The sequence below is a fragment of the Microbacterium commune genome (assembly GCF_014836945.1).
Lineage (GTDB): Bacteria > Actinomycetota > Actinomycetes > Actinomycetales > Microbacteriaceae > Microbacterium > Microbacterium commune.
In genome coordinates this window covers 1849980-1874754 of sequence record NZ_JACSPX010000001.1, presented here as the reverse complement: position 1 = coordinate 1874754, position 24775 = coordinate 1849980, and the positions used below count along the sequence as shown (strand labels likewise).

Annotated in this window: 25 protein-coding genes and 2 tRNA genes; 10 read left to right on the top strand and 17 right to left on the bottom strand. The window is 69.3% G+C overall.

Annotated elements, in window-relative coordinates; genetic code table 11:
• Positions 1–26: 26 nt before the first annotated feature.
• From H9633_RS08745 to H9633_RS08735, 3 genes are all read right to left on the bottom strand, one after another.
• Positions 27–111 (bottom strand) — tRNA-Ser (locus H9633_RS08745).
• 60 nt (positions 112–171) lie between these two features.
• On the bottom strand, positions 172–774 hold the full coding sequence (locus H9633_RS08740; protein ID WP_191712804.1) for a GNAT family N-acetyltransferase: 603 nt from the start codon (positions 772–774) through the stop codon (positions 172–174).
• Positions 749–1411: a phosphatase PAP2 family protein gene (locus H9633_RS08735; RefSeq protein WP_191712803.1), complete on the bottom strand. Its 663-nt coding sequence runs from the start codon at positions 1409–1411 to the stop codon at positions 749–751. The genes H9633_RS08740 and H9633_RS08735 overlap by 26 nt, the downstream gene beginning before the upstream one ends.
• Before the next feature lie 38 nt (positions 1412–1449).
• On the opposite strand from H9633_RS08735, the gene H9633_RS08730 reads away from it, so the two are divergent.
• Positions 1450–1782, top strand: coding sequence for a cupin domain-containing protein (locus H9633_RS08730; RefSeq protein ID WP_071643789.1), 333 nt, complete (start codon positions 1450–1452; stop codon positions 1780–1782).
• A gap of 12 nt (positions 1783–1794) precedes the next feature.
• On the opposite strand, the gene H9633_RS08725 is transcribed toward H9633_RS08730, so the two are convergent.
• The 3 genes from H9633_RS08725 to H9633_RS08715 all read right to left on the bottom strand — a co-directional run bounded on the left by H9633_RS08725 (position 1795) and on the right by H9633_RS08715 (position 5528).
• Positions 1795–2763, bottom strand: coding sequence for a carbohydrate ABC transporter permease (locus tag H9633_RS08725; RefSeq protein WP_191712802.1), 969 nt, complete (start codon positions 2761–2763; stop codon positions 1795–1797).
• Complete coding sequence (locus H9633_RS08720) at positions 2763–4103, bottom strand: carbohydrate ABC transporter permease (protein WP_083428757.1); 1341 nt, start codon at positions 4101–4103, stop codon at positions 2763–2765. Before H9633_RS08720 ends, H9633_RS08725 begins: the two co-directional genes overlap by 1 nt.
• Positions 4104–4193: 90 nt before the next feature.
• A complete protein-coding gene (locus tag H9633_RS08715) occupies positions 4194–5528 on the bottom strand; it encodes an ABC transporter substrate-binding protein (protein ID WP_191712801.1) in 1335 nt (444 codons plus the stop codon).
• A 246-nt stretch (positions 5529–5774) separates the two neighbouring features.
• Here H9633_RS08715 and H9633_RS08710 point away from each other — a divergent pair, with 246 nt between their 5' ends.
• Positions 5775–6782: a LacI family DNA-binding transcriptional regulator gene (locus H9633_RS08710; protein ID WP_191712800.1), complete on the top strand. Its 1008-nt coding sequence runs from the start codon at positions 5775–5777 to the stop codon at positions 6780–6782.
• A gap of 83 nt (positions 6783–6865) precedes the next feature.
• Here H9633_RS08710 and rplL read toward each other — a convergent pair whose 3' ends face one another.
• Together rplL and rplJ are read right to left on the bottom strand one after the other, a co-directional pair.
• Positions 6866–7249: a 50S ribosomal protein L7/L12 gene (gene rplL / locus H9633_RS08705; protein ID WP_071643797.1), complete on the bottom strand. Its 384-nt coding sequence runs from the start codon at positions 7247–7249 to the stop codon at positions 6866–6868.
• A 51-nt stretch (positions 7250–7300) separates the two neighbouring features.
• On the bottom strand, positions 7301–7789 hold the full coding sequence (gene rplJ / locus H9633_RS08700; protein ID WP_071643799.1) for a 50S ribosomal protein L10: 489 nt from the start codon (positions 7787–7789) through the stop codon (positions 7301–7303).
• Between the two features lie 288 nt (positions 7790–8077).
• Here rplJ and H9633_RS08695 point away from each other — a divergent pair, with 288 nt between their 5' ends.
• The 5 genes from H9633_RS08695 (at position 8078) to H9633_RS08675 (ending at position 11484) form a co-directional block, all read left to right on the top strand.
• Complete coding sequence (locus H9633_RS08695) at positions 8078–8755, top strand: YqaJ viral recombinase family protein (RefSeq protein WP_071643801.1); 678 nt, start codon at positions 8078–8080, stop codon at positions 8753–8755.
• Positions 8756–8871: 116 nt separating this feature from the next.
• On the top strand, positions 8872–9162 hold the full coding sequence (locus tag H9633_RS08690; RefSeq protein ID WP_191712799.1) for a hypothetical protein: 291 nt from the start codon (positions 8872–8874) through the stop codon (positions 9160–9162).
• Positions 9162–10223 carry a hypothetical protein gene (locus H9633_RS08685; RefSeq protein ID WP_191712798.1) on the top strand — a complete coding sequence of 354 codons (1062 nt, stop codon included), beginning with the start codon at positions 9162–9164 and terminating at the stop codon, positions 10221–10223. The genes H9633_RS08690 and H9633_RS08685 overlap by 1 nt, the downstream gene beginning before the upstream one ends.
• A complete protein-coding gene (locus H9633_RS08680; RefSeq protein WP_191712797.1) occupies positions 10220–10837 on the top strand; it encodes a hypothetical protein in 618 nt (205 codons plus the stop codon). The genes H9633_RS08685 and H9633_RS08680 overlap by 4 nt, the downstream gene beginning before the upstream one ends.
• On the top strand, positions 10834–11484 hold the full coding sequence (locus tag H9633_RS08675; protein ID WP_071643809.1) for a hypothetical protein: 651 nt from the start codon (positions 10834–10836) through the stop codon (positions 11482–11484). The genes H9633_RS08680 and H9633_RS08675 overlap by 4 nt, the downstream gene beginning before the upstream one ends.
• A gap of 13 nt (positions 11485–11497) precedes the next feature.
• Here the strand turns inward: H9633_RS08675 and H9633_RS08670 are convergent, their stop codons facing one another.
• Positions 11498–12382 carry a LysR family transcriptional regulator ArgP gene (locus H9633_RS08670; protein WP_318247238.1) on the bottom strand — a complete coding sequence of 295 codons (885 nt, stop codon included), beginning with the start codon at positions 12380–12382 and terminating at the stop codon, positions 11498–11500.
• A gap of 70 nt (positions 12383–12452) precedes the next feature.
• Here H9633_RS08670 and H9633_RS08665 point away from each other — a divergent pair, with 70 nt between their 5' ends.
• A complete protein-coding gene (locus H9633_RS08665) occupies positions 12453–13115 on the top strand; it encodes a LysE/ArgO family amino acid transporter (RefSeq protein ID WP_191712796.1) in 663 nt (220 codons plus the stop codon).
• Positions 13116–13302: 187 nt separating this feature from the next.
• On the opposite strand, the gene rplA is transcribed toward H9633_RS08665, so the two are convergent.
• From rplA to H9633_RS08640, 5 genes are all read right to left on the bottom strand, one after another.
• Positions 13303–13992 carry a 50S ribosomal protein L1 gene (gene rplA / locus H9633_RS08660; RefSeq protein ID WP_071643821.1) on the bottom strand — a complete coding sequence of 230 codons (690 nt, stop codon included), beginning with the start codon at positions 13990–13992 and terminating at the stop codon, positions 13303–13305.
• Positions 13993–14003: 11 nt separating this feature from the next.
• Positions 14004–14435, bottom strand: a complete 432-nt coding sequence (gene rplK, locus H9633_RS08655; protein ID WP_071643823.1) for a 50S ribosomal protein L11 — start codon at positions 14433–14435, stop codon at positions 14004–14006.
• Between the two features lie 164 nt (positions 14436–14599).
• A complete protein-coding gene (gene nusG, locus H9633_RS08650) occupies positions 14600–15595 on the bottom strand; it encodes a transcription termination/antitermination protein NusG (RefSeq protein ID WP_191712795.1) in 996 nt (331 codons plus the stop codon).
• A gap of 57 nt (positions 15596–15652) precedes the next feature.
• Positions 15653–15922: a preprotein translocase subunit SecE gene (gene secE / locus H9633_RS08645; RefSeq protein WP_071643832.1), complete on the bottom strand. Its 270-nt coding sequence runs from the start codon at positions 15920–15922 to the stop codon at positions 15653–15655.
• 36 nt (positions 15923–15958) lie between these two features.
• Positions 15959–16031: transfer RNA gene (locus tag H9633_RS08640), tRNA-Trp, on the bottom strand.
• A 198-nt stretch (positions 16032–16229) separates the two neighbouring features.
• Between H9633_RS08640 and H9633_RS08635 the strand changes: the two genes are divergently transcribed.
• The gene (locus H9633_RS08635) at positions 16230–18074 is read left to right on the top strand and encodes an HSP90 family protein (RefSeq protein ID WP_191712794.1); all 1845 of its coding nucleotides are present in this window, start codon (positions 16230–16232) and stop codon (positions 18072–18074) included.
• On the top strand, positions 18074–20884 hold the full coding sequence (locus H9633_RS08630) for a hypothetical protein (protein WP_191712793.1): 2811 nt from the start codon (positions 18074–18076) through the stop codon (positions 20882–20884). The genes H9633_RS08635 and H9633_RS08630 overlap by 1 nt, the downstream gene beginning before the upstream one ends.
• Before the next feature lie 205 nt (positions 20885–21089).
• Here the strand turns inward: H9633_RS08630 and poxB are convergent, their stop codons facing one another.
• The 3 genes from poxB to H9633_RS08615 form a co-directional block, all read right to left on the bottom strand.
• Complete coding sequence (gene poxB / locus H9633_RS08625; RefSeq protein WP_071643838.1) at positions 21090–22814, bottom strand: ubiquinone-dependent pyruvate dehydrogenase; 1725 nt, start codon at positions 22812–22814, stop codon at positions 21090–21092.
• Between the two features lie 26 nt (positions 22815–22840).
• The gene (locus H9633_RS08620) at positions 22841–23275 is read right to left on the bottom strand and encodes a pyridoxamine 5'-phosphate oxidase family protein (RefSeq protein WP_191712792.1); all 435 of its coding nucleotides are present in this window, start codon (positions 23273–23275) and stop codon (positions 22841–22843) included.
• Between the two features lie 99 nt (positions 23276–23374).
• On the bottom strand, positions 23375–24736 hold the full coding sequence (locus tag H9633_RS08615) for an NAD-dependent succinate-semialdehyde dehydrogenase (protein ID WP_191712791.1): 1362 nt from the start codon (positions 24734–24736) through the stop codon (positions 23375–23377).
• Between the last annotated feature and the right edge of the window lie 39 nt (positions 24737–24775).

Here is a 24775-nt window from a genome sequence, read left to right as displayed (position 1 = left end):
CTTCGTGCGGGCCCTCGGGACTTCGGCGGTGACGGCGGGATTCGAACCCGCGGTTGCTTGCACAACACACGCTTTCCAAGCGTGCTCCTTCGGCCGCTCGGACACGTCACCAGGAAACAACCTGTTCATCCTATCCGATCGCGCGCGTCGCGTCGGACCAGCGCCGACCGCTCAGACGAAGCGCACGCCGTACATGGTCGTGTCGGGACCCGACTGCAGTCGGTGCATGCCGAGACGCTCGTAGAAGACGCCGGCGCCCGTGTTCGTCGGATTCATGCCCAGGTGCAGGCCGCGCACGCCGCGTCGCCCGAGCTCGGCGAAGAGCGTCTCGATCAGCCGGCGGCCGAGCCCCTGCCCCTGCGTCTCGGGCAGCAGATCGATGTGAAGGTGCGCGGGATACTCGGCCGCGTGCTTCTCCCCGCCGGGAGCACGACGACCGGCGTAGCCGATGATGCCGTCCTGACGGGTGGGCACGGCTGATCCCGAGAGGGGGTACGCGCTCTGCTTCGACGGCCACCACTCGTCGCGGAACCAGCGCTCGAAGGCATCCGTGTCGTCGGTGGCGACGATGTACCCGACTGTCCGGCCGTCGGGCGACTCGACCACCCACGCGAGGTCGGGATGCCGCACGGCGTACGGCACGGCGAAGACATCGCCCCACAGCCGATCGTCGGTGAAGATGCCGGTCGCGTCGCCACCGGCATCCGCGGTCTTCACGCAGATGTCGTAGAGCGCGTCTCGATCGGCGTCACGGTACGGGCGGATCGTCGTCACGGGAACTCCTCGAAGCGGATGATGCGGGTGTCCAGCCCAGTGACGCCCAGCTCAGCACGAACGCGCCGACGAGAAGCGCAGCCGATGCGCCGACCAGCGCACCGCCCACGGTGTCGGTGAACCAGTGCACGGCGAGCAGCGTGCGCGACAGCGCCATCGCCATGACCCAGACCGCGCCGATGATTGCCACCCAGACGCGAGGGAAGACCAGCCAGAGAACCACGGCGATCGTGGCGGCGTTCGAGGTGTGCCCCGACGGGAACGAGCCGAAATCCGAGGTGACCAGCATGTCGTCTGGTCGCGCCCTGGCGAAGATCTCCTTCAGCAGCTGGGTGAGTCCCGCGCTGACCACGAACGCGATTGCCGCGAACACCGCTCCTCGCCATCGTCGCAGCAGAACCAGCAGCAGCACGATCAGCAGCGGCACGAGCACGATGGCCACCCAGCCTCCGCCGATCCAGTTCAGCAGGTAGGCGGCCGACAGCATCCAGTCCTGTCTCACCTGCGACATGAGGCCGTTCCAGAACACGTCGAGACCGATCGTCGCGCCCCGAGGCAGCAGCACGACGAGCACCCCCAGCAGGGCGGCGAGGGTGAGCATCGCGCTTCCGGAGATCAGCAGGGCTCGTCTTGTCATCGTCCCATTCTGCCCCGCGACCGCGCTAACCTGCGGCTATGAGCACCGATCCCTTCGTCCTTCTCGGCGCTTCCGCCGCCGAGCTCGTCCAGGCCCACCCCATCGAGCCGGGCCGCGTCCGCCCGCATCGCGTCCTCGACGGCGACGGGTTCAAGATCCGGATGCTGGCGATGGACGCCGGCGCGACGATGCGCGAGCATCGCGCACCGTCGCAGATCCTCGTGCAGGTGGTCGCAGGCGGCATCCGCTTCCGGGTGGACGGGACCGAGCACGTGCTCTCCCCCGGCGGGACGATCACCGTCTCCGCCGGGGTGCTGCACGAGCTCGAGGCCGATCAGCCGTCGCACGTCCTTCTCGTGCTGCTCGGCTGAGGCGGGCCCGCGTCAGCCCTTCGTCGCTCCGGCCAGCAGGCCGCGCACGAAGAACCGCTGCAGGGCGAAGAACACGATCAGCGGAACGATGATCGAGATGAACGTTCCGGCCGACTGCAGGAACCAGCGGTTGCCCCACGTGCCGGACAGCGAGTTCAGCGCCTGGGTGATCGGGAGCGCGCCGGGCGAGGCGAAGATCGTCGCGACCAGCAGATCGTTCCACACCCAGAGGAACTGGAAGATGCCGAACGAGGCGATGGCCGGCATCGCCAGCGGCAGGATGATGCGGAAGAACACCTGTCCGTGACCTGCGCCGTCGACCCGCGCCGCCTCCACGATGTCGCCGGGGATCTCGGCGATGAAGTTGTGCAGCATGAACGTCGCCAGCGGCAGGGCGAAGATCGCGTGCGCGATCCACACTCGGGCGAAGCTGAACTCGACGTCGTTGAGCGTGAGCCCGGGGAAGACCATCACGTCGTTGATCGTGAGGCCCTCGGAGAACAGGCTCAGCAGCGGCACCAGGGCCATCTGCAGGGGCACGATCTGCAGGGCGAACACGAAGACGAACAGCAGGTTGCGGCCCTTGAAGTCGATCCACGCGAACGCGTATGCGGCGAGCGCAGCGATCACGATCGGGAACACGGTTGCCGGGATGGTGATCGCCAGCGAGTTGATGAACGCGGTGGCGAGCGTGGTCGAGGTGCCGCCGGCGGTAAGCGCGTCAGCGTAGTTCTCGAGGGTGAACTCGGGGTTCGTGAAGGCGGTCCACCATCCGGTCGACTGCGTGTCGGCGCCCGGCCGGAATGAGGTGACGAAGAGACCGAAGGTCGGAATCGTCCAGAACACCGCGATGATCACCGCGGCGATCGTGGCGCCCTTCGAGGTGAGCTTCTTGTGGGCGATCGCCTCGTTGCGGCGGGTGTCGCGAGCGACCTGGCGCTTGGTGCGCGTGTCGCGGACGATGGCTTCTGTGGCGCTCATCAGCGGATCTCCCTCTGCTTGGTCAGCGAACGGGCGTTGTAGATGATCAGGGGCAGCACGAAGATGAACAGCACGACGGCGAGCGCCGACGAGTGCCCGTAGCTCTGGAACCGCTGCTGCTGATTGACCATCTCGAAACCGAGCACGGTGGTGTCGTCCCGGCCGCCCGTCATCACCGCCACGATGTCGTACACCTTCAGCGACATGATCGTGATCGTCGTGAGCACGACGATCAACGAAGAGCGGATGCCGGGGACCGTGACGTTCCAGAACCGCTGCCACGCATTCGTGCCGTCGAGCTCGGCGGCCTCCAGCTGCTCGGCCGGGACAGCCTTGATCGCCGCGGAGAGGATCACCATCGCGAAGCCCGTCTGCGTCCAGATGAAGACGATCAGCAGCATGAAGGTGTTGATCAGCGGCTTGACCGCCAGCCAGTTCACCGGGTCGCCGCCGAACATCGTGACGACCGCGTTCAGCAGACCCAGCTGGTCTCCCTGACGGTAGTCGTACATGAACTTCCAGATGATGCCCGCGCCGACGAACGAGATGGCGACCGGCATGAAGACGAGCACCTTCAGAACCTTCTCGCCGCGCGCGCGGTCGATGAAGACGGCGTAGGCGAGGCCGAAGGCGACCGAGATCGTGGGGGCGAGCAGCGCCCAGATCAGCGTGTTCACCACCGACCAGGTGCCGACGGGGTTGGTGAACACCCAGATGTAGTTCTCGAGCCCGACGAACTCCGTACCCGACTTGTCGAAGAACGACTTCGCGAAGGTCGCGACAGCCGGGTAGATGAGTCCCAGCAGCAGCATGATCGCCGCCGGCGCCATGAAGAGGATCAGCTGGAACAGGTAACCGGCGCCCTGCCGTGAGCGGTAGTCGGCGAAGAAGAGCAGAGCGCCCGAGAGCAGCGCGATCGCGACGACGTAGAGCACGGCGTTCGAGTACGGCCGCAGCAGCAGCAGCGCGAGCACGGGGATGACCAGGCATGCGACGAGCCGCATGATGAAATAGCCCCGGCCCGGGCGCGGGGCGAATTCGATGAGCACCAGGACGATGCCGACGACGACCCCGAACACGAGCAGAACGGCGGGGATCTGCAGCAGCGGATGCAACCCGCCCAGCCATAGGAAGAAGTTGTTCAGCGAGACCGGGCCCAGCGCGATGCGGGCCGGGTCCTCGACCGGAGCCGAGATGATGAGCAGGAACAGCATCGCGGCGATGACGACGAAGCCGGCGACGACCACGATCTGCGTGATCCGGCGCCCTCTGGCGTCCACTCCGTGCGTCGTCTTCGGCAGTTCCGCCGTGTCCTTCTCGTCGACTGTCAGCAGTGACATGGGATCCCCTTCTGAGTGCGGATGCGGGGTCGGGCATCGCTGCCCGACCCCGCCTTCACCAGCGGATTGCGCTCAGACCAGCGCGACCGACTAGTTCTCGTAACCTGCCTGGATGTCGCTGAGCACCTGTTCGGTGTCCTTGCCGTCGATCCAGTCGACCATGCCCTTCCAGAACGAGCCCGAGCCGACCGTGGACGGCATGAGGTCGGACGCGTCGAAGCGGAAGACGGTCGCGTCATCCTGCAGGATGCCCATGGCCTCCTGGAGGAACTCGCTGCTGGCCAGGCTGGCGTCGGCCTTCTTGTTCGCCGAGATCACACCGCCGAGCTCGACGCGTGCGTCCGCGAACTCCGGCGACGCCATGAACTCGAGCACCTTCACCGTGGCCGCGTCGTCGTTGAAGGCCGTGACGAACTCGCCGCCACCCTCGACCTGCAGCTCACCCTCGGTGATGCCCGGGGTGATGAAGGCGTAGACGTCGCCCTCCGGCCCGACCTCGGGGGTCTCGCCCGCGGCGTTCTTCACGTCGAGGAAGTTGGCGGAGAGGAACGAGGCCTGGTGCGTCAGCGCGCAGCTGCTGTCGGCGACCTTCGCCGCGACATCCGCGAACGCGGTCGAGTTGATGCTCTTCACGTCACCGAAGCCGGCGTTCACGTAGTCCGGGTTCAGCAGGATCGAGCCGACAGCGTCGAAGGCGTCCTTGATCTCGGGGTCGGTGAACTTCACGTCTCCCGCCACCCAGTCGTCGTAGACCTCGGGGCCGGACTGGCGAAGCACGAGGTCCTCGATCCAGTCGGTGCCCGGCCAGCCGGAGGCGTCACCCGAGGCGAAACCGGCGCACCAGGGCGCCTGGCCCGACTTCTCCTTGATGGTGTCGGTGAGGGCGATCATCTCGTCCCATGTCTTGGGGACCTCGACACCCCACTCCTTGAACTTCGCCGGCGAGTACCAGATGTAGCCCTTCAGGTTCGCGAGCATCGGCGCCGCGTAGAAGGTGTCGTCGAACGTGCCGTAGTCCTTCCAGTCCTTCGACCAGTTCTCGTCGACCGCCTTCGAGACGCTCTCCGGAGCCTCGGAGACCTTGCCGGTCTCGACGAGCGTCTTGAGCAGACCGGGCTGCGGCACGATGGCGATGTCGGGTGCGTCGCCGCCGGTCACCTTCGTGACGATGTTGCCCTCGAAGCTCTTGTCTCCGGTGTACTCGACCTTGATGCCGGTGTCCTTCTCGAAGGCTGCGAAGCTCTCGTTGAGGTCGTCCGCCTCGGTGCCGGTGATGCCACCGGAGATGCGGACCGTCGCGCCCTTCACGTCGCCGTCGCCACCTCCCTCACCGGGGGTGGCCTCCGCGCATCCGGTCAGGGCGATCGCAGTCGCGCCGACCAGGGCGAGGGGAGCAAGCAGGCGGTATCGCTGTGACAGAGCCATGTGTTTTCTCCTCTTCCAGGGTGTTCCGGACCTCGGTCGGCGGAGAATCCGCAGCGTTGAGGAACCGATTCCAGGACAACCTACTTGCCCCGGACGCCCCGGCACAATGCCACGCGGGGACAATCGCACAACCGTTGTGCAGACGTGATCACCCACTTGGGAGCGCTCCCAAAGTGTAGCGCGTGGAACCGGTTCCCCTCTACCCGGGTTGCCCGGTAGCCTGACGGAGCCGACTCGAGGAGCCCCATGAGCACGATCGCCGACGTCGCCGCGAGAGCCGGCGTGTCCAAGGCCACGGCGAGCCGCGCGCTGAGCGGAGGCGGCTACGTCTCCGCCGAGACCAGGGAGAGGGTGCGCGAGGCCGCGCGTGACCTGCACTACGTCGCGCATTCCTCCGCGACCACCCTCGCCACCGGACGCTCGCTGTCGGTCGGCGTCATCATGCCCGCGCTGGACCGGTGGTTCTTCGCCGAGCTGCTCGCGGGGATCCAGGAGGGGCTGGTGCGCTCCGGACAGGATCTCGTCCTGTACGGGACGCAGGAGGGCTCGGACGAGCGGGAACGGCTGTTCTCCGACGTGCTCCCCAGCCGCCGCCTCGACGGGATCATCGCCGTCGGCATCCAGCCCAGCACGCATGAGCTGTCACGTCTGATCCGGGTCGGGTCGCCGCTGGTGAGCGTCGGCGCGTACCGCGAGCAGAACAGCTCCGTGTCGATCGACGATGAGGCCGCCGCCCGCATCGCGACCGAGCACCTCATCGATCTCGGCCACCGTGACATCGCGTTCCTCGGCGGTCGCGAGGATGCCGCGACCCACGCGTACGGCGACGAGCAGCGGCTGCGCGGCTATCGGGCGGCCATGGCAGCCGCGTCGCTGCAGGCGTGGGTTCGGCATGTCCCCGGTGATTCGACGACGCCGGGCGGCTACGAGGCCGGGGTGCGCATGCTCGGCGACCGCCAGAGCAGGCCGACGGCGTTCGTCGCGGTGTGCGACGAGGCGGCGATCGGCGGCACCATCGCGGCCAGACGCCTCGGGCTGTCGGTTCCGGCTGAGGTGAGCGTCGTGGGCATCGACGACCACGCCCACGCGGAGATGTTCTCGCTGACCACGGTGCGGCAGAGGCCGCGGATGCAGGGGCTCGCCGCGGTCGAGCTGCTGCTGCGCAGGATGGCTGACCCTGATGCGCCCGCCGAGCAGATCGCGGTGCCGTCCGAGCTGGTCGTCCGGTCGTCGACGGCGGTCCCGCGCACCTAGCGGACGCACCGCCGCCTGCGCCCGGGCACGCGAGAAGGCCCCCGGCACGAGCCGGGGGGCCTTCTGCACGCGGTGAGGCGTGATTACTTGAGGGTGACCGTGGCGCCGGCGGCCTCCAGGGCCTCCTTCGCCTTCTCGGCGGCCTCCTTGTTGGCGCCCTCGAGGACGGCCTTCGGAGCACCGTCGACGACGGCCTTGGCCTCGCCGAGGCCCAGCGAGGTGAGCTCGCGGACGGTCTTGATGACCTGGATCTTCTTGTCGCCGGCAGCCTCGAGGATGACGTCGAACGAGTCCTTCTCCTCCTCGGCCTCGGCAGCGCCAGCGCCACCGGCAGCGCCGGCAACGGCGACCGGGGCGGCCGCGGTGACGTCGAACTTCTCCTCGAACGCCTTCACGAAATCGCTGAGCTCGACGAGGGTGAGGCCTGCGAACTGCTCCAGCAGCTCCTCAGTGGAAAGCTTCGCCATGATGTATCTCCTAGATAAAGGTGTGGTTGGTGTGAGGGGATCGCCGGTCGCTCACGCGGCCTCGGCGGTCTCCAGCTTTTCGCGAAGCGCGTCGATGGTGGCCGCAGCCTTGCCCATCGTCGCCTTCATCATGCCCGCTGCCTTCGCCAGCAGAACCTCACGGCTCTCGAGCGAGGCGTACTTGTCGACCTCGTCGGCGTCGAGGGCCTTGCCCTCGAAAACGCCGCCCTTGATCACGAGAAGCGGGTTGGCCTTGGCGAAGTCACGCAGAGCCTTGGCAGTGGCGACGAAGTCACCGTGCACGAACGCCACGGCCGAGGGACCCTTGAGGTCCTCGTCGAGCGACGTGATCCCCGCGTTGTTCGCGGCGATCTTGGTCAGCGTGTTCTTCACCACGGCGTACTCCGCGTCCTGACGGATGTTGCCGCGCAGCTCCTTGAGCTGGGCAACCGTCAGACCGCGGTACTCGGTCAGCAGGACGGCGTTCGAGTTCTCGAAAGACTTCGTGAGCTCGGCAACCGTTGCATCCTTCTGCGCCATGGTCACTCCTTACGTGTACGGACGTCACGCGGATGCGGGACGTCGACCTCGACCACCCCACGACATGACAAAAGCTCCGGCGCAAGCGCACGGAGCTTCGAGAAGTATTCGCACACCTGCGCGGGCCCCTGCTGAGCAGTGCTTCGATCGTCACGTTCGCACGCGATGATGACCGGCGGTCTTCGGTTACCACCCACTGTACGGCATGCGCCCGCCTCCCCCAAATTCCGCGCACCGCGATGGCGTGGGAGGGGAGGGATGCGAGAGGCTCGGCGTTAGGCTCGTACGGTGACTCCCGAACTCCAAGCGCGCATCCTCGCGGACTCCCGCGACCGGGTCGCCTGGCTCAGGGCACGCGCACGGGGCATCACCGCGACCGACGTGGCCGGACTCTCCGGAGAGGCCTCGATCACGCGCGCGGCGGATGCGAAGCTCGGCGCGGGCCCCCGGTTCGGCGGCAACGCGTACACCGACCACGGGCGCCGCCGCGAACCGGAGATCGCCGCCTGGGTGGCCGCGACCCACGGCATCCTGCCCTCCTCTGCACTGTTCCACGCGGAGGTCGAGAAGCGGCACCTGGCCACCCCGGACGGCATCTGCGTGGACGGCGACGGACGCGTGCTGCTCGCTGAGATCAAGACGACGAACAAGTCCTGGCGCACGATCCCGCGCACCTATCTGCGTCAGGTGTGGTGGCAGCAGCACGTGCTCGGTGCCGAGCGCACCCTGTTCGTGTGGGAGGAGCACGACGACTTCAACCCGATCCACGACGAGCCGCGCTCCGTGTGGATCGAGCGCGACGACAAGGAGATCGGGCAGCTCGTCGCTCTGGCGACGCGGCTGATCGACGAGCTCTACCGACGCACCACGGGCCAGGCGCCGCCGACGCGCACGCCGCTCGCACCGAGCCGTCGCTCCGCGCTGCGCGAGCGCGACATGTTCCGCGCTCTGGCCCTGTCGGAGTGAGGCACGACACCGCCGTACGTGCGGTGATCGACGGATGGTGATTTCTCACCATGGCGCATCGCGGTGCGCGATCGTTAGCGTGAGGAGCATCGGAGAACACGGACCGGAGGACTCAGATGCCTGATGTGCGAATCGACTTCGACGTCCTGGAGACGACGCGTCGGACGCTGGTGGACATCGGGGATGTGCTCACCTCGGCGACGGACGCCGTCAGCGACATCCCCTCCGCGGCCGTCGCGCAGAGCGATCTGCGCGACCGGCTGCACGAGATGGGCGATTTCTGGGGCAGCAGTCTTCGCAAGCTCTCGACGTTCGCGACCGAGGCCGGGGCGGGCCTGGAGGGCGTCGTCGACGCCTTCCGCAGCCTCGATGAGCAGATCGCCGATTCCTTGAAGGAGGAGGGCTGATGGCGGGCTTCACCGCGCTGGGCTTCGATCCCGCACCGGGAGACCTCGGCGTCATCGAGAGCCTGGTCGACCGCCTCTCCGCAACGGTGCAGGATGTCGACGACTCGCTGACCGGCATCAGCGGCGGTGACGACGCGGCATGGATCGGGAAGTCCGGCGACGCGTTCCGGGCCACGCTCGCCGAGGACTTCCAGCCGCAGCTGCGAGCCTCGGGAGCCGCCCTCCGCGATTCGCGGGATGCGCTGCGCACGTGGGCGGTGCAGCTGGCCGCCCATCAGCTCGCGGCGCTGCGCCTCGAGGAGGAGGCCGCGGATGCCCGCTCTCTGGTCGCCACGCGTGCCGCGAGCGCGGATCAGAAGAGCGACGCCGCCGCCGCCGACGACGCCGCCCCCGACGCGGCCGCCGACGCTGAGAGCGCGAGCGCCGCGCTGCTGAGCGCTCAGGGCGCCCTGCAGGACGTGCTTACTCGCGCGAGAGAGCTCAAGGAGCGTGTCGATCAAGACGCCTCCGTCACCGCCTCATCGCTGATCTCGGCTCAGACCAGCCTCGACGGCTACCAGGAGAGCGGCTGGTCGAGCTTCTGGGGCTCGGTGGGCGACGTCGGCGAGTGGCTGATGGACAACGTCGTGCCGATGATCGAGGACCTGCTGCGCCTGGTCGCCCCGATCATCTCGATCGCCGCGATCTTCTTCCCCGCGCTCGCGCCGCTCGCGCTCGGCATCGCGATCGCGCTGGTCGCCATCGACGGGCTGCAGGCGCTGACCGATCGCGGCTCCTGGGGCGACTTCGCGGTGGGCGTGGTGGGGCTCGCCGTCGGGGCTGCCGGCGGCGCCGCGGTCACTCGCGCCTTCGGCCCGTCCGGGCAGATCCCCTTCGCGATCAACGTCAACCGGATGATGCCGGCGGTGGCAGGCGGAGGAGCGGCCGCGGGCAGTCTTGCCGGATCGCTGAGCCTGAACTTCAAGACGATGATGTCGAACGCGTACTGGCTGGTGACCAGCGCGAAGGACATCAACGACAACGTCCACGGATACTACGACGAGGTGGAGCGCCACTCATGAGCGATGCGCTGGTGTGGCAGGCCATGCCGCAGGGCTGGATCGAGTTCGTGGCGCATGGTGAGTCGACGCGCGACGCGTGGTGGGAGGACTATCTCCGCAGCGGCGAGGGCTGGCTGCCCGACGAGGCGCGGGATGCGCTGACCGCGGGCTACCGGGCCGGGTGCGACGTCTTCCGCGACACGGAGTTCGACTTCGCGGGCATCGCCATCGCCGCGACCGAGACCCCGTTCGTCTCGATCATGTGCACGAGGGTGATGCGCGGGACGACCGCCGACGTCGGCGCGCACACATACGGGATCCATGCGCTCCTTCCCGCGCTGCGGTTCGGGGAGGATGCCGTCGCCGAGCCGTTCCAGGCGGATGACGGCCGCACCGGCAGCGTGACAACCGCCATCGTCGCCGAGCAGGGTGCGGATGTCGTCGTCTCGATCGGCGAGATCACTCTGCCAGGAGACGGCGGCAACGTCGTCGTGCTGGGTGTCTGCACGGATCCGGAGCGACGGGACTTCCTGGCGCTGCACACCGCATTCGCGCTCTCGACGACCCGGCTGCTGCCTGCCGGGGTGCGCCCGGAACCCGCCGCTGGCCTCATCACGGCAGAATCGACAGCATGACGTTCCGCTTCATCCAGCCCGAGTCGCGTCCTCTCCTCGAGACTCCCCCGGCAGCGGGACGATCGCTTGCGTCCGGCGACGCGCGGCGACAGCTCGACGCCGACTATCGCCGCTGGACGCGTCTTCTGGTCGGGTTCGCCGGTCTCGTGCTCGCGTCATTCGGGGTGGTGGCCGTCGTCGGCATCCCGCTCTCCGGCGCTCGCCTCACCGCCGTGGACATCACGATGGCGGTCGTCGGGGCCGTGCTCGGCGCGATCGGGGTCTGGATCCTCGTGCGGCTGCATCGCTCCGGCCGGGCACTGCTGAGCGCCCTGGCCTGGTGGACGGCCGAGCCGTATCGCCGCGGGGCCGCGCACCCGCGTGCGTCCGGCTGGGTGAGCGCACGCACGGTGAACGTCGAGCCCCCGATACTGGCCCGCATCGTGTCGTCGTCGGTCCTCGGGCTGTTCGGAATCCTCGCGATGGCGACCGTCGCCTACCCGACGCCGCCCGGCGCGCTGAATCCCGCACCTGCGGGCATCGGCCTCGGCATCCTGCTGCTGCTGACCGCCTGCGGCCAGATGGGCGGAGTCATGCGCCTCGTGTCGGGTCTCGCGGTGGCTGATCCGGTGTGGGCTCGCATCCGCAGCGCCTTCCGCCGCGACTGACGTTCGAGTCCGCTCACATCGGCGCGAGCACCAGGGCGGCCTCCGCGGCCACCTCCTCGGCGATCGCGTCGAGCAGCGGCGAGCGCAGGTTCCACTGCTGCCAGTACAGCGGCACCCTGATGCGCGGCTCGCCCAGCTCGACCAGGCCCTCAGACACGTGCGGTGCGGGGATCAGCCCCCACCCGAGCCCGAGGCGCACGGCCTCGGAGAAGTCATGCGATGCCGGCACGTAGTGCCTCGGCACCTGCCACGGGTCGACGTCCCTCGCCCGCAGCCAGCCCTGCTGCAGCGTGTCGCGCCGGTCGAAGTCGACGAACGGCGCTCGGGCCAGCGCGTCGGCCGTGACACCGCTCGGGAACCAGTCGTGCATGTACGCGGCGGTCGCCATCGCCCGGTACTCGAGCACGCCGAGCGGCGTGACCGCGCTGCCCCCGACGGGCTCGGCCTCGCTGGTCACCGCCGCCATCACCTCGCCCGACTCCAGCATCCGCGCGGTGTAGTCCTGGTCGTCGCGGTGCAGGTCGACGTCGATCGGATGCTGCCGTGCGACGCGCGCGAGCGGAGGCAGGAACCACGTGGCCATCGAGTCGGCGTTCACCGCCAGCGGGATCCGCACCCGCGGCGAGTCCGGTGCGGCGTCGCCGAGTCCGAACGCGGTGACGGCATCGTGCTCGAGCAGGGCGACCTGTCTGGCCAGCCGCACGAGCGCCTCGCCGGCCTCCGTCGCGCGAACCGGGCGCGAGCGCACCACGACCGCCCGTCCGATCTGCTGCTCGATCGACTTGATCCGCTGACTGACGGCCGACTGCGTCACGTGCAGCCGGCGGGCGGCGGCGTCGAAGCTGCCCTCGTCGATGACCATCGCGACGGTGGCCGCCAGCTGGGCGTCGATCTTCACATAAGCAATGCTAATGGGCGTGCAGTTCTCTTCGCTGGCGCTGATGGGCGCAGCCTCTTAGCGTTGATCCGTGCTCACCTTCCTCGCCGGCCTCGGACTCATGTACTCGCTGATCGTCGCCGTCGGAGCACAGAACGTCTTCGTCCTGCGGCAGGGCCTGCGTCGAGAGCACGTCCTTCCCGTGGTGCTGATCTGCGCGGCGTCCGACGCGGCGCTCGTCCTGGTCGGCACCGCAGGTCTGGGTTTCCTGATCGCCGAGCTGCCGTGGCTCATCGTCGCCGCCCGCTGGCTCGGAGGCCTGTCGCTCGCTGGGTACGGTGTCCTCGCCGCCCGGCGGGCGTGGCGAGCGGAGGGCGAGACGCTCGTCACGGACCCGGCTCCGGCATCCGAATCGGACTCGTCGACCGGCAGCGGCACCGCGACCGCGACCCGCACCCGGCTCGCGCCGGTGCTCGCCGCCACCCTCGCGTTCACCTTCCTCAACCCGAACGTGTATCTCGACACGGTGCTGCTGATCGGCTCGATCGCCGCGACGCACGGTCAGGCGCGCTGGGTCTTCGCCGCGGGGGCCATCCTCGGCAGCATCACGTGGTTCTTCGCGCTCGGCTTCGGAGCGAGGCACCTGGGACGGTGGCTGCGCACCCCGCGTGCCTGGCGCATCCTCGACACGGTCATCGCCGCGCTGCTCGTGCTCATGGGCGTCCTGCTGGTGCTGCCCGTGTTCGCCGGCTGACCCGACGGGACGACGGGACAACGGGATATGCGGGGTCCTCCTGGAATGCGGTGGTGCGGTGCTCTCACACTATGCGGCGAACCTGCACGGCGGATCGTGCGTGTCGTTGCGTGACACGCAGAAGGCCCCCGCCGGCGAGCCGGCGGGGGCCTTGCATCGACGGGCTCAGCGGCCGCGTCGATCAGCGTCAGATGGCGTTGACGTCCAGCGGGATGCCGGGGCCGAACGTGGTCGACACGGCACCCTTCTGGATGTAGCGACCCTTCGAGCTCGACGGCTTGAGGCGGACGATCTCCTCGAGGGCGGCGCCGATGTTCTCGTTCAGCTGCTCAGCGGTGAACGAGGCCTTGCCGACGATGAAGTGCACGTTGGCGTGCTTGTCGACACGGAACTCGATCTTTCCGCCCTTGATCTCCTCGACGGCCTTGGCCGGGTTGGGGGTCACGGTGCCGGTCTTGGGGTTGGGCATCAGACCGCGCGGGCCGAGCACCTTGCCGAGACGACCGACCTGGCCCATGAGCTCAGGGGTCGAGACCGCGGCGTCGAAGTCGGTCCAGCCGGCGGCGACCTTCTCGATGAGCTCGGTGCCGCCGACCTCGTCTGCGCCTGCGGCGATGGCGGCCTCAGCGGCTGCACCGTTCGCGAACACGATGACGCGGGCGGTCTTGCCGGTGCCGTGCGGGAGCATGACGGTGCCGCGCACCATCTGGTCGGCCTTGCGGGGGTCGACCGCGAGCTTCAGCGCGACCTCGACGGTCGAGTCGAACTTCGCCGAGCCGGTCTCCTTCGCGAGGGCGACAGCCTCGGTCGGGGTGTAGAAGCGGTCTTCCTCGATCTTCGCGAGGGCCGCCTGGTATGCCTTGGACTTGGTAGCCATTGTTATCTCCCTCAGCCCTCGACCGTGATGCCCATCGAGCGCGCAGTGCCCTCGATGATCTTCGATGCGGCGTCGATGTCGTTCGCGTTCAGGTCAGCCTGCTTCTGCTCGGCGATCTGACGGACCTGGTCCTTGGTGATCTTGCCGACCTTGACGGTGTGCGGCGTGGCCGAAGCCTTCGCAACACCCGCGGCCTTCTTGATCAGCTCTGCCGCCGGCGGGGTCTTCAGGACGAACGTGAAGCTGCGGTCCTCGTAGACGGTGATCTCCACCGGGATGACGTTGCCGCGCTGCGACTCGGTCGCGGCGTTGTACGCCTTGCAGAACTCCATGATGTTCACGCCGTGCTGACCGAGCGCGGGGCCGATCGGCGGCGCCGGGTTGGCTGCACCGGCGTTGATCTGGAGCTTGATCAGGCCGGTCACCTTCTTCTTGGGTGCCATGATTTTCCTTTCATCGAGCGGATGCCCAGGGCATCCCTCTCCCGCGTCCCCGGCGTCTCCGGGGTGCGGTGCCGTCTGTGCTCGCGCACAAACCACAACAGTCTACCGCACGCAGAGCGCCCCGCCGGCCGAAACCGACGGGGCGCGCTGCAGACGACGGAGCGTCAGAGCATCTTGGTGACCTGCTCGAACGACAGCTCCACCGGCGTCTCGCGCTCGAACAGTGAGACGAGGACGGTGAGCTTGCCGCTGGCGGCGTTGATCTCGCTGATCGTTCCGGGCAGACCCGCGAACGAGCCCTCCTTGATCGTGATGGTCTCGCCGACCTCGAAGTCGACCTCGGCCGCCATCGGGCGAGCCACGGCGACGCCGCCCTTGGCCGCGATGGACTTCGCGGTGGGGACGTCCTTGACCTCGACGAGCGACTTCAGCATGTTGAACGCCTCTTCGAAGCGCAGCGGGGTCGGGTTGTGGGCGTTGCCCACGAAGCCGGTCACGCCGGGCGTGTGGCGCACGACCGACCAGGTGTCCTCGGTGAGCTCCATGCGCACCAGCACGTAGCCGGGGATGCGCACGCGGTTGACCATCTTGCGCTGGCCGTTCTTGATCTCGACGACGTCCTCCATCGGGACCTCGATCTGGTAGATCTCGTCCTCGACCTCGAGCGTCGACTTGCGCTGCTCGATGTTGGCCTTCACCTTGCGCTCGAAGCCGGCGTACGAGTGGATGACGTACCACTTGCCGGGGAGCATGCGCAGGTCGGCGCGGAACGCCTCGTACGGGTCCTCCTCGGCGGCGTCGTCGTCGACCTCCGGGCCGTCGTACGGGGTGACCTCGTCGGCCGCAGCCGCCTCGGCCTCGGCGGACTCCTCCGCCACAGCGTCGTTGAGGACCTCGGCGGCTGCTTCAGACTCAGCCGCTTCGTCCAGGTTCAGAGCGTCGTTCACGATCGCGTCCGCCTCCGGGTCTTCGATTTCGATGTCGTCGGTGTCGTCGTACTCCACGTCGCTCTCGCCCTCGATGTGCAGAGCGTTGTGCTCGGCAGCGGAGGACGACTGCTCCTGCTCGGCGAGCACATTGCCCTCCTGGGCCTCGTCCTCTTCGCTGGACTGCTCAGCGGCGGTCGCCCAGTCGGCGTCGTCGGAATACTTGTCAGACACTTTGCTTCTTTCCAATCGCTGCGACGGTCCGGGGCGCGGAGCGTCGACGTGGGTTCATCAGCTCAGCGGGACTCCGAAGACGTAGTGCGCTCCGGTTCCGAAGATCCAGTCGAGTCCGTAGACCAGACCCATGACGATCAGCACGAAGACGAACACGACGGTGGTGAACTTGACGAGTTCCTTGCGGGTCGGCGTGACGACCTTGCGCAGTTCGCTGATCACCTGGCGGAAGAACAGGGCGATACGTCCGAAGAAGCCGAGCTTGCTGTCGCGCAGGGCGTAGGTGCCCGAGGCGGCGATGTCGCCGCGAACGTCGTCCTGGTCCATGCACGTACCTTTCGTGAGCCAGCATGCGCTGACGCGCAGGGCGGACAGGAATCGAACCTGCAACCTGCGGTTTTGGAGACCGCTGCTCTGCCAATTGAGCTACCGCCCTAGAGGCCGGTGGGCCTCGGAGTCCGCCTCCTCGCCGCGACCCTGGGGCACGGTGAAGGATGCAGACGACTGCCCCTCAAGTGTACGGCATCCGGAACCGTCGGCCGAACCGGCGCCGACACCCGCGTGAGTCGCGAGTGTCGGGCAGACTGGGATCCGTGGGTCGCTACCGGCTCAGGAAGCCGACGAGAGGGGCGCAGTGGGCGCGGATGTGCAGCAGTTCCAGGTGGATCTCCGCGGAGTCGTCGATCTGCTGAGCAGGCACATCTACTCCGGCCCTCGCGTGTACCTGCGCGAGCTGCTGCAGAACGCTCGGGATGCCATCGCCGCCCGCTCCGAGGTGGACGGCGGCGGCACGGGCATCCGGATCACCCCGCTCGCCGACGACGGCGGCGAGTTCGTGCTGCGCGACGACGGCGTCGGACTGACGGCGAGCGAGGTCGCCGACCTGCTCGCGACGGTGGGCCGCACCTCGAAGCGCGACATCTTCGACATGCCCCGCAGCGACTATCTCGGACAGTTCGGCATCGGGCTGCTGAGCTGCTTCATGGTCTCCGACCGCATCGTCATCCGCTCGCGCAGCGCGCGTGGGGGTGCGGGGGTGGAGTGGACCGGCAGCTCCGACGGCACGTTCCAGGTCGTCGAGCTCGACGAGGAGGTGCCCGTGGGCACCAGTGTGCACCTCACGCCCCGCTCCGAACACGCCGACCTGCTCCGCCCGGCCGCGGTCCGGCAGCTCGCGCAGGACTTCGGGGAGTTCCTGCCCGTGCGGATCACGATCGCGATGCCAGGCGGCGACCTCGAGGTCACCCGCCCCGCGCCGTTCCTCGGCGAAGGAGACACGCAGGCCGCACTCGCGTACGGTCGCGATCTGATCGGCGCGACCCCGATGGACATCATCGAGATCTCGGAGCCGGCCACCGGGACCCGCGGGCTCGCCTACGTGCTGCCGTTCGCGCCGCCGCCCAACCTGCGGCAGGCGACGCGCACCTATCTCGGTCGGATGCTGCTCGCCGAGCGCTCGACGGAGGTGCTGCCCGATTGGGCGTTCTTCGTGCGTGCGGTCGTCGACACGACCGGCCTCTCCCCCACCGCCAGCCGAGAGTCGCTCGTGGAGGACGGCGCACTCGAGCACGTGCGCGAGCAGCTCGGCGCCGGCATCCGCCGGTGGGTGCTCGAGCTCGGGCTCACCGCCCCGCACCTGCTCACCCAGTTCGTCGCGGTGCACGAGCTCGGCCTGAAATCGCTCGTGCGCCACGACGACGAGCTCGCCCGCTTCATCACGCGCTGGCTGAGCGTCGAGACCACCCACGGCAGCGTCCGGATCGGCGACCTCGTCGAGCGCCACCGCCATATCCGCTACGCGCGCACCGTCGACGAGTTCCGGCAGGTCGCGGGGATCATCCCCTCCTCCGAGGTGCTCGTCAACGGCGGGTATCTGCACGACGCGGATCTCATCGCCGAGCTTCCCGCGCTGTTCCCGGAGGTGACGGTCGAGCAGATCGACGTGACCGGCGAGCTCGACCGACTCGACCCGCCCCCGCTCGATGACCGGGAGGCGGCGATCGCGCTGGAGGCGCGGGCGGGCGCGGTGCTCGCCGCATCCGGATGCGCCGTGATCGTGCGCGCGATAGACCGCGCGGACCTCAGCGGCCTGTACGTCGCCGACCCGCGGGTGCTGCGCGCGATCGACCGCGGCCGCACCAGGGGAATCGCGGGCGGACTGTGGGGCGGGGTGCTCGCGCGGATCGACGACACGATCGGCGATGCGGGCGATGACGACGTGCGCGCCCGGCTGTGCCTGAACTGGTCGAACCGCGTCGTGCGCACCCTCTCCGCGGTCGACGACGACGCCGTGTTCGCGCGCACGGTGCAGCTGCTGTACATCCAGGCGCTGCTCGCCGGCCACCACCCGCTGACCGATGCCGACCGGGCGCTGATGACCACCGCTCTGACCGACCTCGTCGCACTGTCCGCCGGCGTGCGAGACGATTTCCCCTTCGACGGGCTCGACCTGCCGGACGCTTTCACCGAGGAGCCCTGATGACCGACCGCACGACGCGCTTCCGGCAGCTGCTCGACGAGATCGACAGCACCCCCTGGGGCCCGCACGAGCAGTCCCTCACGGCGGAGGCCGTCGCCCTCGCGCAGGAGCTCGGCGACGAGCAGCTCGAGTACCAGGCGCGCATGCGGCAGACGGCGTCGGCGAACATGGGCGGGCTCACCGACGTGATGCTGACCTCGTTCGCATGGTGCCTCGCCCACCACGACGCCGACCCGCTGCGCTTCCCGCTCGACATCGACAACGGGGCCGCCGACCTCATGTGGCAGTTCAAGTGGATGGCTGCGACGCTGCGCGCGTCGCCGGCGTTCTCGAGCGAGCAGATCGCGGCTGTGCTCAACGACATGGAGGCGCACTACCGCCGCGCCGGGATCGGCATGAGCGGCGTGCTGACCGCCCGCTTCGAAGACGCCTGGGCCTCGGGTCGCATCGACGAGGCCGAGCGGCTGCGGGGTCTGCTCGAGACGGCGCCCCGTGACGACTACAGCCACTGCGATGCGTGCGGGCGCAGCCAGAACGCCGGCTTCTTCGCCGCGACCGATCGCGACGAGCAGGCGATCCGCCTGGTCGAGGAGATGATCGAGGGCGGCTTCTCGTGCGGTGAGGAGCCCGAGCACGCCCTGTCGCGCGTGCTGCTGCCGTATCTGCGCGCCGGCCGGCTGGACGACGCCAGGTCGGCGCACCTGCGCAGCTACCGGCTCGCGAAGGACAACCCCGACAACCTCGGCATCGTCGCGAACCACATCGTGTTCGCCGCGGTCACGGGCAACGAGGCGCGGGCGCTCTCGCTCGTCGAACGTCACCTGCCGTGGCTGGCGCACGACCCGCTGAACGTCGACGGGCACTTCGCGCTGCTCTCCGCGATCGCGTTCGCCCTCGATCGCGTGGTCGCCGTCGGCCACGCGGACGCGACGGTGCGCGGCGCGGACGCCGCCGGGCTCGCGCCGTTCTTCGGCGGCCGAGAGGGCGGGTGGACGGCATCCGCCCTCGCGGATGCCGCGAGCGCCGCCGCCGACCGGATCGGGGCGGAGTTCGACGCCCGCGACGGCTCGGACTGGCATGCGCAACGCCGCGCCCGCATGCGCACCCTGGCGGACACGCGCTGGGATGTGCCGGTCCGTTCCGACGCGTTCGCGGTGGACGCGCCGTCACCCGAGCCCCAGGATGCGCAGGGCTGGTACGAGCGTGCGATCGCCCTGGCCGGCTACGGCTCCGAGCAGGACGCGCTGGCCGCGGCGGACCGCGTCGGCGACCGCGCCGATGGCGGGCTGGCCGACGCCGAGAAGCGGGCGCGGCTGCTGGGTCTGCGCATCGGTGCGCTCACCTCGCTCGCGCAGTGGGACGCGGCCGAGGCGCTGCTGCCGCTGCGCGGGGAGGTGCTTCGGGAGGCCGGGCACCCGCAGCAGGCAGACCTGGAGGCCCGCCGCGGACTCGCGCTGTACGGGCGCGGCGACGTGGGCGACCATGCGAGCCTCGAGCAGGAGTGGGCGGATGCCGCCGGCCTGCCCTCCTGGTCGCGCGGGGACATCGCACTGACCCTGGCGGCGCTGCGGCTGAGAGGTGACGATCCCATCGGCGCGGTCGAGCTCACCGAGCACGCCGCCGTGTGCTTCGCCGAAGCCGACGACGAACGGCTGGTGACGGCGAGCCGGATGCTGCGCGCCATGGCATGGGTGGCTCAGGGGGAGATCGATCAGGCTCACGAGATGCTCGAGTCGCTGCTGGCCGATGACGCCCTGAACCCCGGCCACCGGGCGCGCCTGCTCGAGATGCGCGCACGGCTGCTCGGCGGTGCGGGTCGGCTGGAGGAGGGCGCCGCCGATGCGGACGCGGCGGCCGGCATCCTGACCTCGTTCGGCGCGATCACGGCGCTCGCAGAGACGCAGATGCTCGCCGGCGCCCTGTGGGATGACGCCGGACACCCCGATCAGGCCGTGCCGCGCTACCGCGCGGGAATCCGCCTGATGCGCGAGCGCGGCGCCGACGTCCGCGGCGCCGACTTCCGGCTCGGCCGCGCAATGCTCGCCGCCGGCCACGCGGCCGAGGCTGCCGAGATGCTCGGCGATGTGCTGCAGCGCGAGGCGGACGGCGGCGCGTCTGCGGCGTCGCGGGCGATGACCGCCGCCGTACTGGGCCGCGCTCTCGCCACCGCCGAGGAGTACGGCCAGGCGATGGGCGCGTACGGGTACGCGGCCGAGCTGCACGCCGAGGCCGGCGAGCCCGCAGAGCAGGCGCTGGTGCTCACCGAGCAGGCGAAGATCCTGGCGCGATTCGGCGAGCATTCCGACGCTCGCGACCTGCTCGAGCAGGCGGCCGCGCTCGTGCGGCCCACCGACGCGATCGGCGCCCTCGTCGAGGTGCTGCACAACCTCGGCCAGTCGTACGGCGGCGACCGCGATGAGCGCGCGTTCGCGCTGTTCGACGAGGTGCTCGCCCTCGCGGTCGAGCACGAGGCGGACTGGCTGGTCGCCGACGTCACCGACTCGCGCGGCCGCGCGCTGATCGAATTCGACCGCATCGACGAGGCGATCGCCGCGCTGCTCACCGCGGCCGACGGCTTCGCGGCGATCGGGGATGCCGGGTCGGCCGGCGGTTCGGAGCTGTTCGCCGCCCGCACGCTCGCGGCGGCCGAACGGCTCGACGACACCGTGCCGCTGTATCGCAGCGTGCTCGACAGAGCTGCGGAGTTCCCCGCGCTGCGTCAGGTCGCCGCTCTCGAGCTCGGCGATGTCCTCGACAAGCTCGGCCGCACGGGCGATGCCGCGCAGGTGCGCACGCTGCTGGACGAGTAGGTCGCGGGGCATCCGGCTACCGGCATCCGCATCCGCATCCGGCAACCTCCTCATCCGGCATCCGCCATCCGGCAACAGGCGAACCGGGCAGGCGGGCAGGAAGGACAGCCGAACCAGGCGCACAGCCGACGCAGGCGCGCAGCCGACCAGGCGCACAGCCGACGCCCCGCAGCGAACGACAAGGTGCGCCAGACGGCGGAGCGGCTCAGAAGAGCTGACGCCAGTTGGCCTTGGCGAGGTCGAGCAGCTCATCGCCACGTCCCGACATGACTGTCCGGATCGCGTACAGGGCGAAGCCCTTCACCTGCTCGGCGCTGACCGACGGCGGCATCGAAAGCTCCTGCCGCTCGGTGACCACGTCCAGCAGGGCCGGCCCGTCGTGTGCGAGCACCTCGGCCACCGCATCCAGCAGATCCTCCGACCGCTCGACCCGGCGCGCGAAGATGCCCAGCGCCGACGCGACCGCTGCGAAGTCGGGGTTGTCCAGGTCTGTGCCGTAGGTGACGAACCCGGCTGCCTTCATCTCGAGCTCGACGAAGTTCAGTGACGAGTTGTTCACCACGACCACCTTCACGGGCAGCCGGTTCTGGGTGATCGTGATCAGCTCGCCGAGCATCATCGCGAGTCCCCCGTCTCCGGCGAGGGCGATCACCTGCTGATCGGGCCTCGCGGTCTGCGCACCGATCGCGTGCATGATCGCGTTCGCCATCGAGCCGTGGGTGAACGAGCCGATCAGCCGCCGACGCTCCGTCATCGAGAAGTAGCGCGCCGCCCAAACCGTCGGCGAGCCGACATCCGCCGTGAAGATGGCATCCGACGCCGCAGCCTCATCGATCAGCCGGGCGAGGTACTGCGGGTGGATCGGCGCCTTGCCGCGAGCCGGCACGGCCAGCTCATCCAGCTTCGCCCGCGTCTTGCGGTAGTGCGCGACGGCGTCGTCGAGGTGCGAGCGATCGCTCTTCTCGGCCAGCCGCGGCAGCAGCGCACCGACGGTGGCCTTCACATCGCCGACGAGGCCGAGATCGAGCGGATGCCTGCGCCCGAGCTGCGAGCCGCGGATGTCGACCTGGATCGTCGTCGCGCGCTCGGGGTAGAACTGCGTGTACGGAAAGTCCGACCCGAGCACGAGGAGGACGTCGGCCGCCTCCATCGCACGGAACCCGGACGCGAAGCCGAGCAGGCCGGTCATCCCGACGTCGAACGGATTGTCGTACTCGATGTGCTCCTTGCCCCGCAGCGCGTGCACGATCGGCGCGGCGAGCCGGTCTGCCAGAGCGACGACCTCGTCGTGCGCACCCTCGACTCCGGCCCCGGCGAGGATGGTCACCTTCCGCGTGCCATTGAGCAGCGTGGCCGCCTGCTCGAGCTCTGCCGGGCTCGGGGTGATCACGGGATTCGTGCGCGGGATGACGACGGCGCGGTCGTCGGCGATCTCGGCGAGGGCGACGTCTCCCGGGATCACCAGCACCGCCACGCCGCGCTGCTCGATCGCCGCGCGCATCGCGATCTCCATCAGGCGCGGCATCTGCGTCGGGTCGGCGACGTACTCCACGTACACGCTCGACTCGCGGAACAGCTCCTGCGGGTGGGTCTCCTGGAAGTACCCGGTGCCGATCTCGACCGTGGGGATGTGGGCGGCGATCGCGAGCACGGGCACCCGAGACCGGTTCGCGTCGTAGAGTCCGTTGATGAGGTGCAGGTTGCCCGGGCCGCAGGATCCGGCGACCACGGCGAGGTCACCTGTGAGCGCGGCATCGGCAGCCGCGGCGAACGCCGCAGACTCCTCATGTCGCACATGCACCCAGCGGATGGCGCCGTCCTTGCGGAGCGCGTCGGTGAAGCCGTTGAGCGAGTCGCCCGGGATGCCGTAGACCCGGTCGATGCCGTTGGCGCGAAGCGTGCGGACCATGTTCTCAGCGACGGTCGTCATGCCTCGACCCTACGCCCGCCCGCGGATCAGTACTCGGCGACGCCGTAGCGCTCCGGCTCACCGGTGCGCCGGAACGCCCGTCCGCTCACCGTGGTCGGCTCGATGCGCACGTAGTTGTACTTGAGTGTCGGCACCCACGGGGTCAGCCCCAGCCGGTCGGCGGCCTCGCGCTCGTCGAGGGTGTCGAGCGCGCGTGCCCTGCCGCGCACGATGACGCTCCAGGCGTCGGCATCCGTGTGGTCGTCGACCTCGAAGATCACCTCGTCGTTGACGGTCAGCTCCACCAGCTTGCTGCCCTCCGCGGTGCGGAAGACGATCGAGGCGCCGTCGGTGACGTAGTTGATCGGGAAGATGTCGATGACGTCGCCCACCCGGGTCACCAGGCGCCCCAGCTCGAAGCCACGAAGGCGCTGCCAGCATTCCTCTTCGCTCAGCCGGACGACCGGATCCTCGGTGGTCATGACGCGCTCCTTCCGCCTGGTTCGAGACTATCCCCGAAGACGCCGACGCGGTACGGGCGGATGTCGCCCGTACCGCGTCGATGACGGTGCCGGTGATGCTCAGGCGGTGCGGATGAGCTTCTTGTTGACGAACTCGTCGGCGGCCAGCAGACCCAGCTCGCGCGAGGTGCCGCTGCGCTTCACCCCGCCGAAGGGCAGCTCGGGGCTGTCGGCGAGGGCGATGTTCACGTAGACCATGCCCGCCTCGATGCGATTCGCGACGCGCTCAGCCTGCTCGGCGTCGGTCGTGAAGACGTACGAGCCGAGGCCGAAGGCGGTGTCGTTGGCCAGCTCGACCGCGGCGTCCTCATCGGCGACGCGGTAGACGACCGCGGCCGGGCCGAAGAGCTCCTCGCGGTACACGTCCATCTCCGGCGTCACGTCGGCCAGCACGGTGGGTGCGAAGAACGCGCCCTCGCGGGTGCCTCCGGTGAGCACCCTCGCGCCCTGAGCCACAGCCGTGTCGACCTGCTCCTGCAGGCGCTCGGCGGCAGCGAGCGACGACAGCGGGCCGAGCACGGTGTCCTCCTGCGTCGGGTCCTCTGCCGAGACGGCAGCCAGCGAGGCGACGAACTTCGAGGTGAACTCCTCGTACAGCTCGTCGACGATCACGAAGCGCTTCGCGCCGTTGCACGACTGCCCGTTGTTGTCGAGGCGCGCGTCGACGGCGAGCTGCACGACCGAGTCGAGGTCGTCGGTGGAGAGCACGATGAACGGGTCGGACCCGCCCAGCTCGAGCGCGACCTTCTTCAGGTTGCGCCCGGCGACCTCGGCGACGGCGGCGCCGGCGCGCTCGGAGCCGGTGACCGAGACGCCCTGCACGCGCGGGTCGGCGATGATCGTCGCCGCCTGCTCGTTGGTGGCGTAGACGTTGACGTACGCCCCCTCGGGCAGACCGGCATCGCGGTAGATGGCCTCGATCGCCGCAGCCGACTCGGGGCACTGCGGGGCGTGCTTGAGGATGATCGTGTTGCCGATCGCGAGGTTGGGAGCGGCGAAGCGGGCGACCTGGTACGCCGGGAAGTTCCACGGCATGATGCCCAGCAGCGCACCCAGCGGAGCGCGGCGCACGAGCGCGCTGCCCTCGCCGACGATCTGCAGCGGCTGGTCGGCCGTGATCACCTCGATGTTGTCGGCGTAGTACTCGATGATGTCGGCGGCGAACTCGACCTCGCCGACCGCCGCGGCGATCGGCTTGCCCATCTCGCGCACGATGATCGCGCCCAGCTCGTCCTTGCGCTCGCGGTGCAGCTCGGCGATGCGGCGGATCACTCCGGCCCGGTCGGCCGGAGCGGTCGCGCCCCACACCTTCGCGGCCGACGCGGCCGACGCGACGGCCTGCTCGATCTGCTCGTCGGTGGCGGTGTCGTAGCTGGCGACGGTCTCGCCGGTGGCCGGATTGACGACGGCGTAGTCGGTCATGTCGGTTCCTCTCGTAGGGGCGGATGCTGAGGTGGGGGG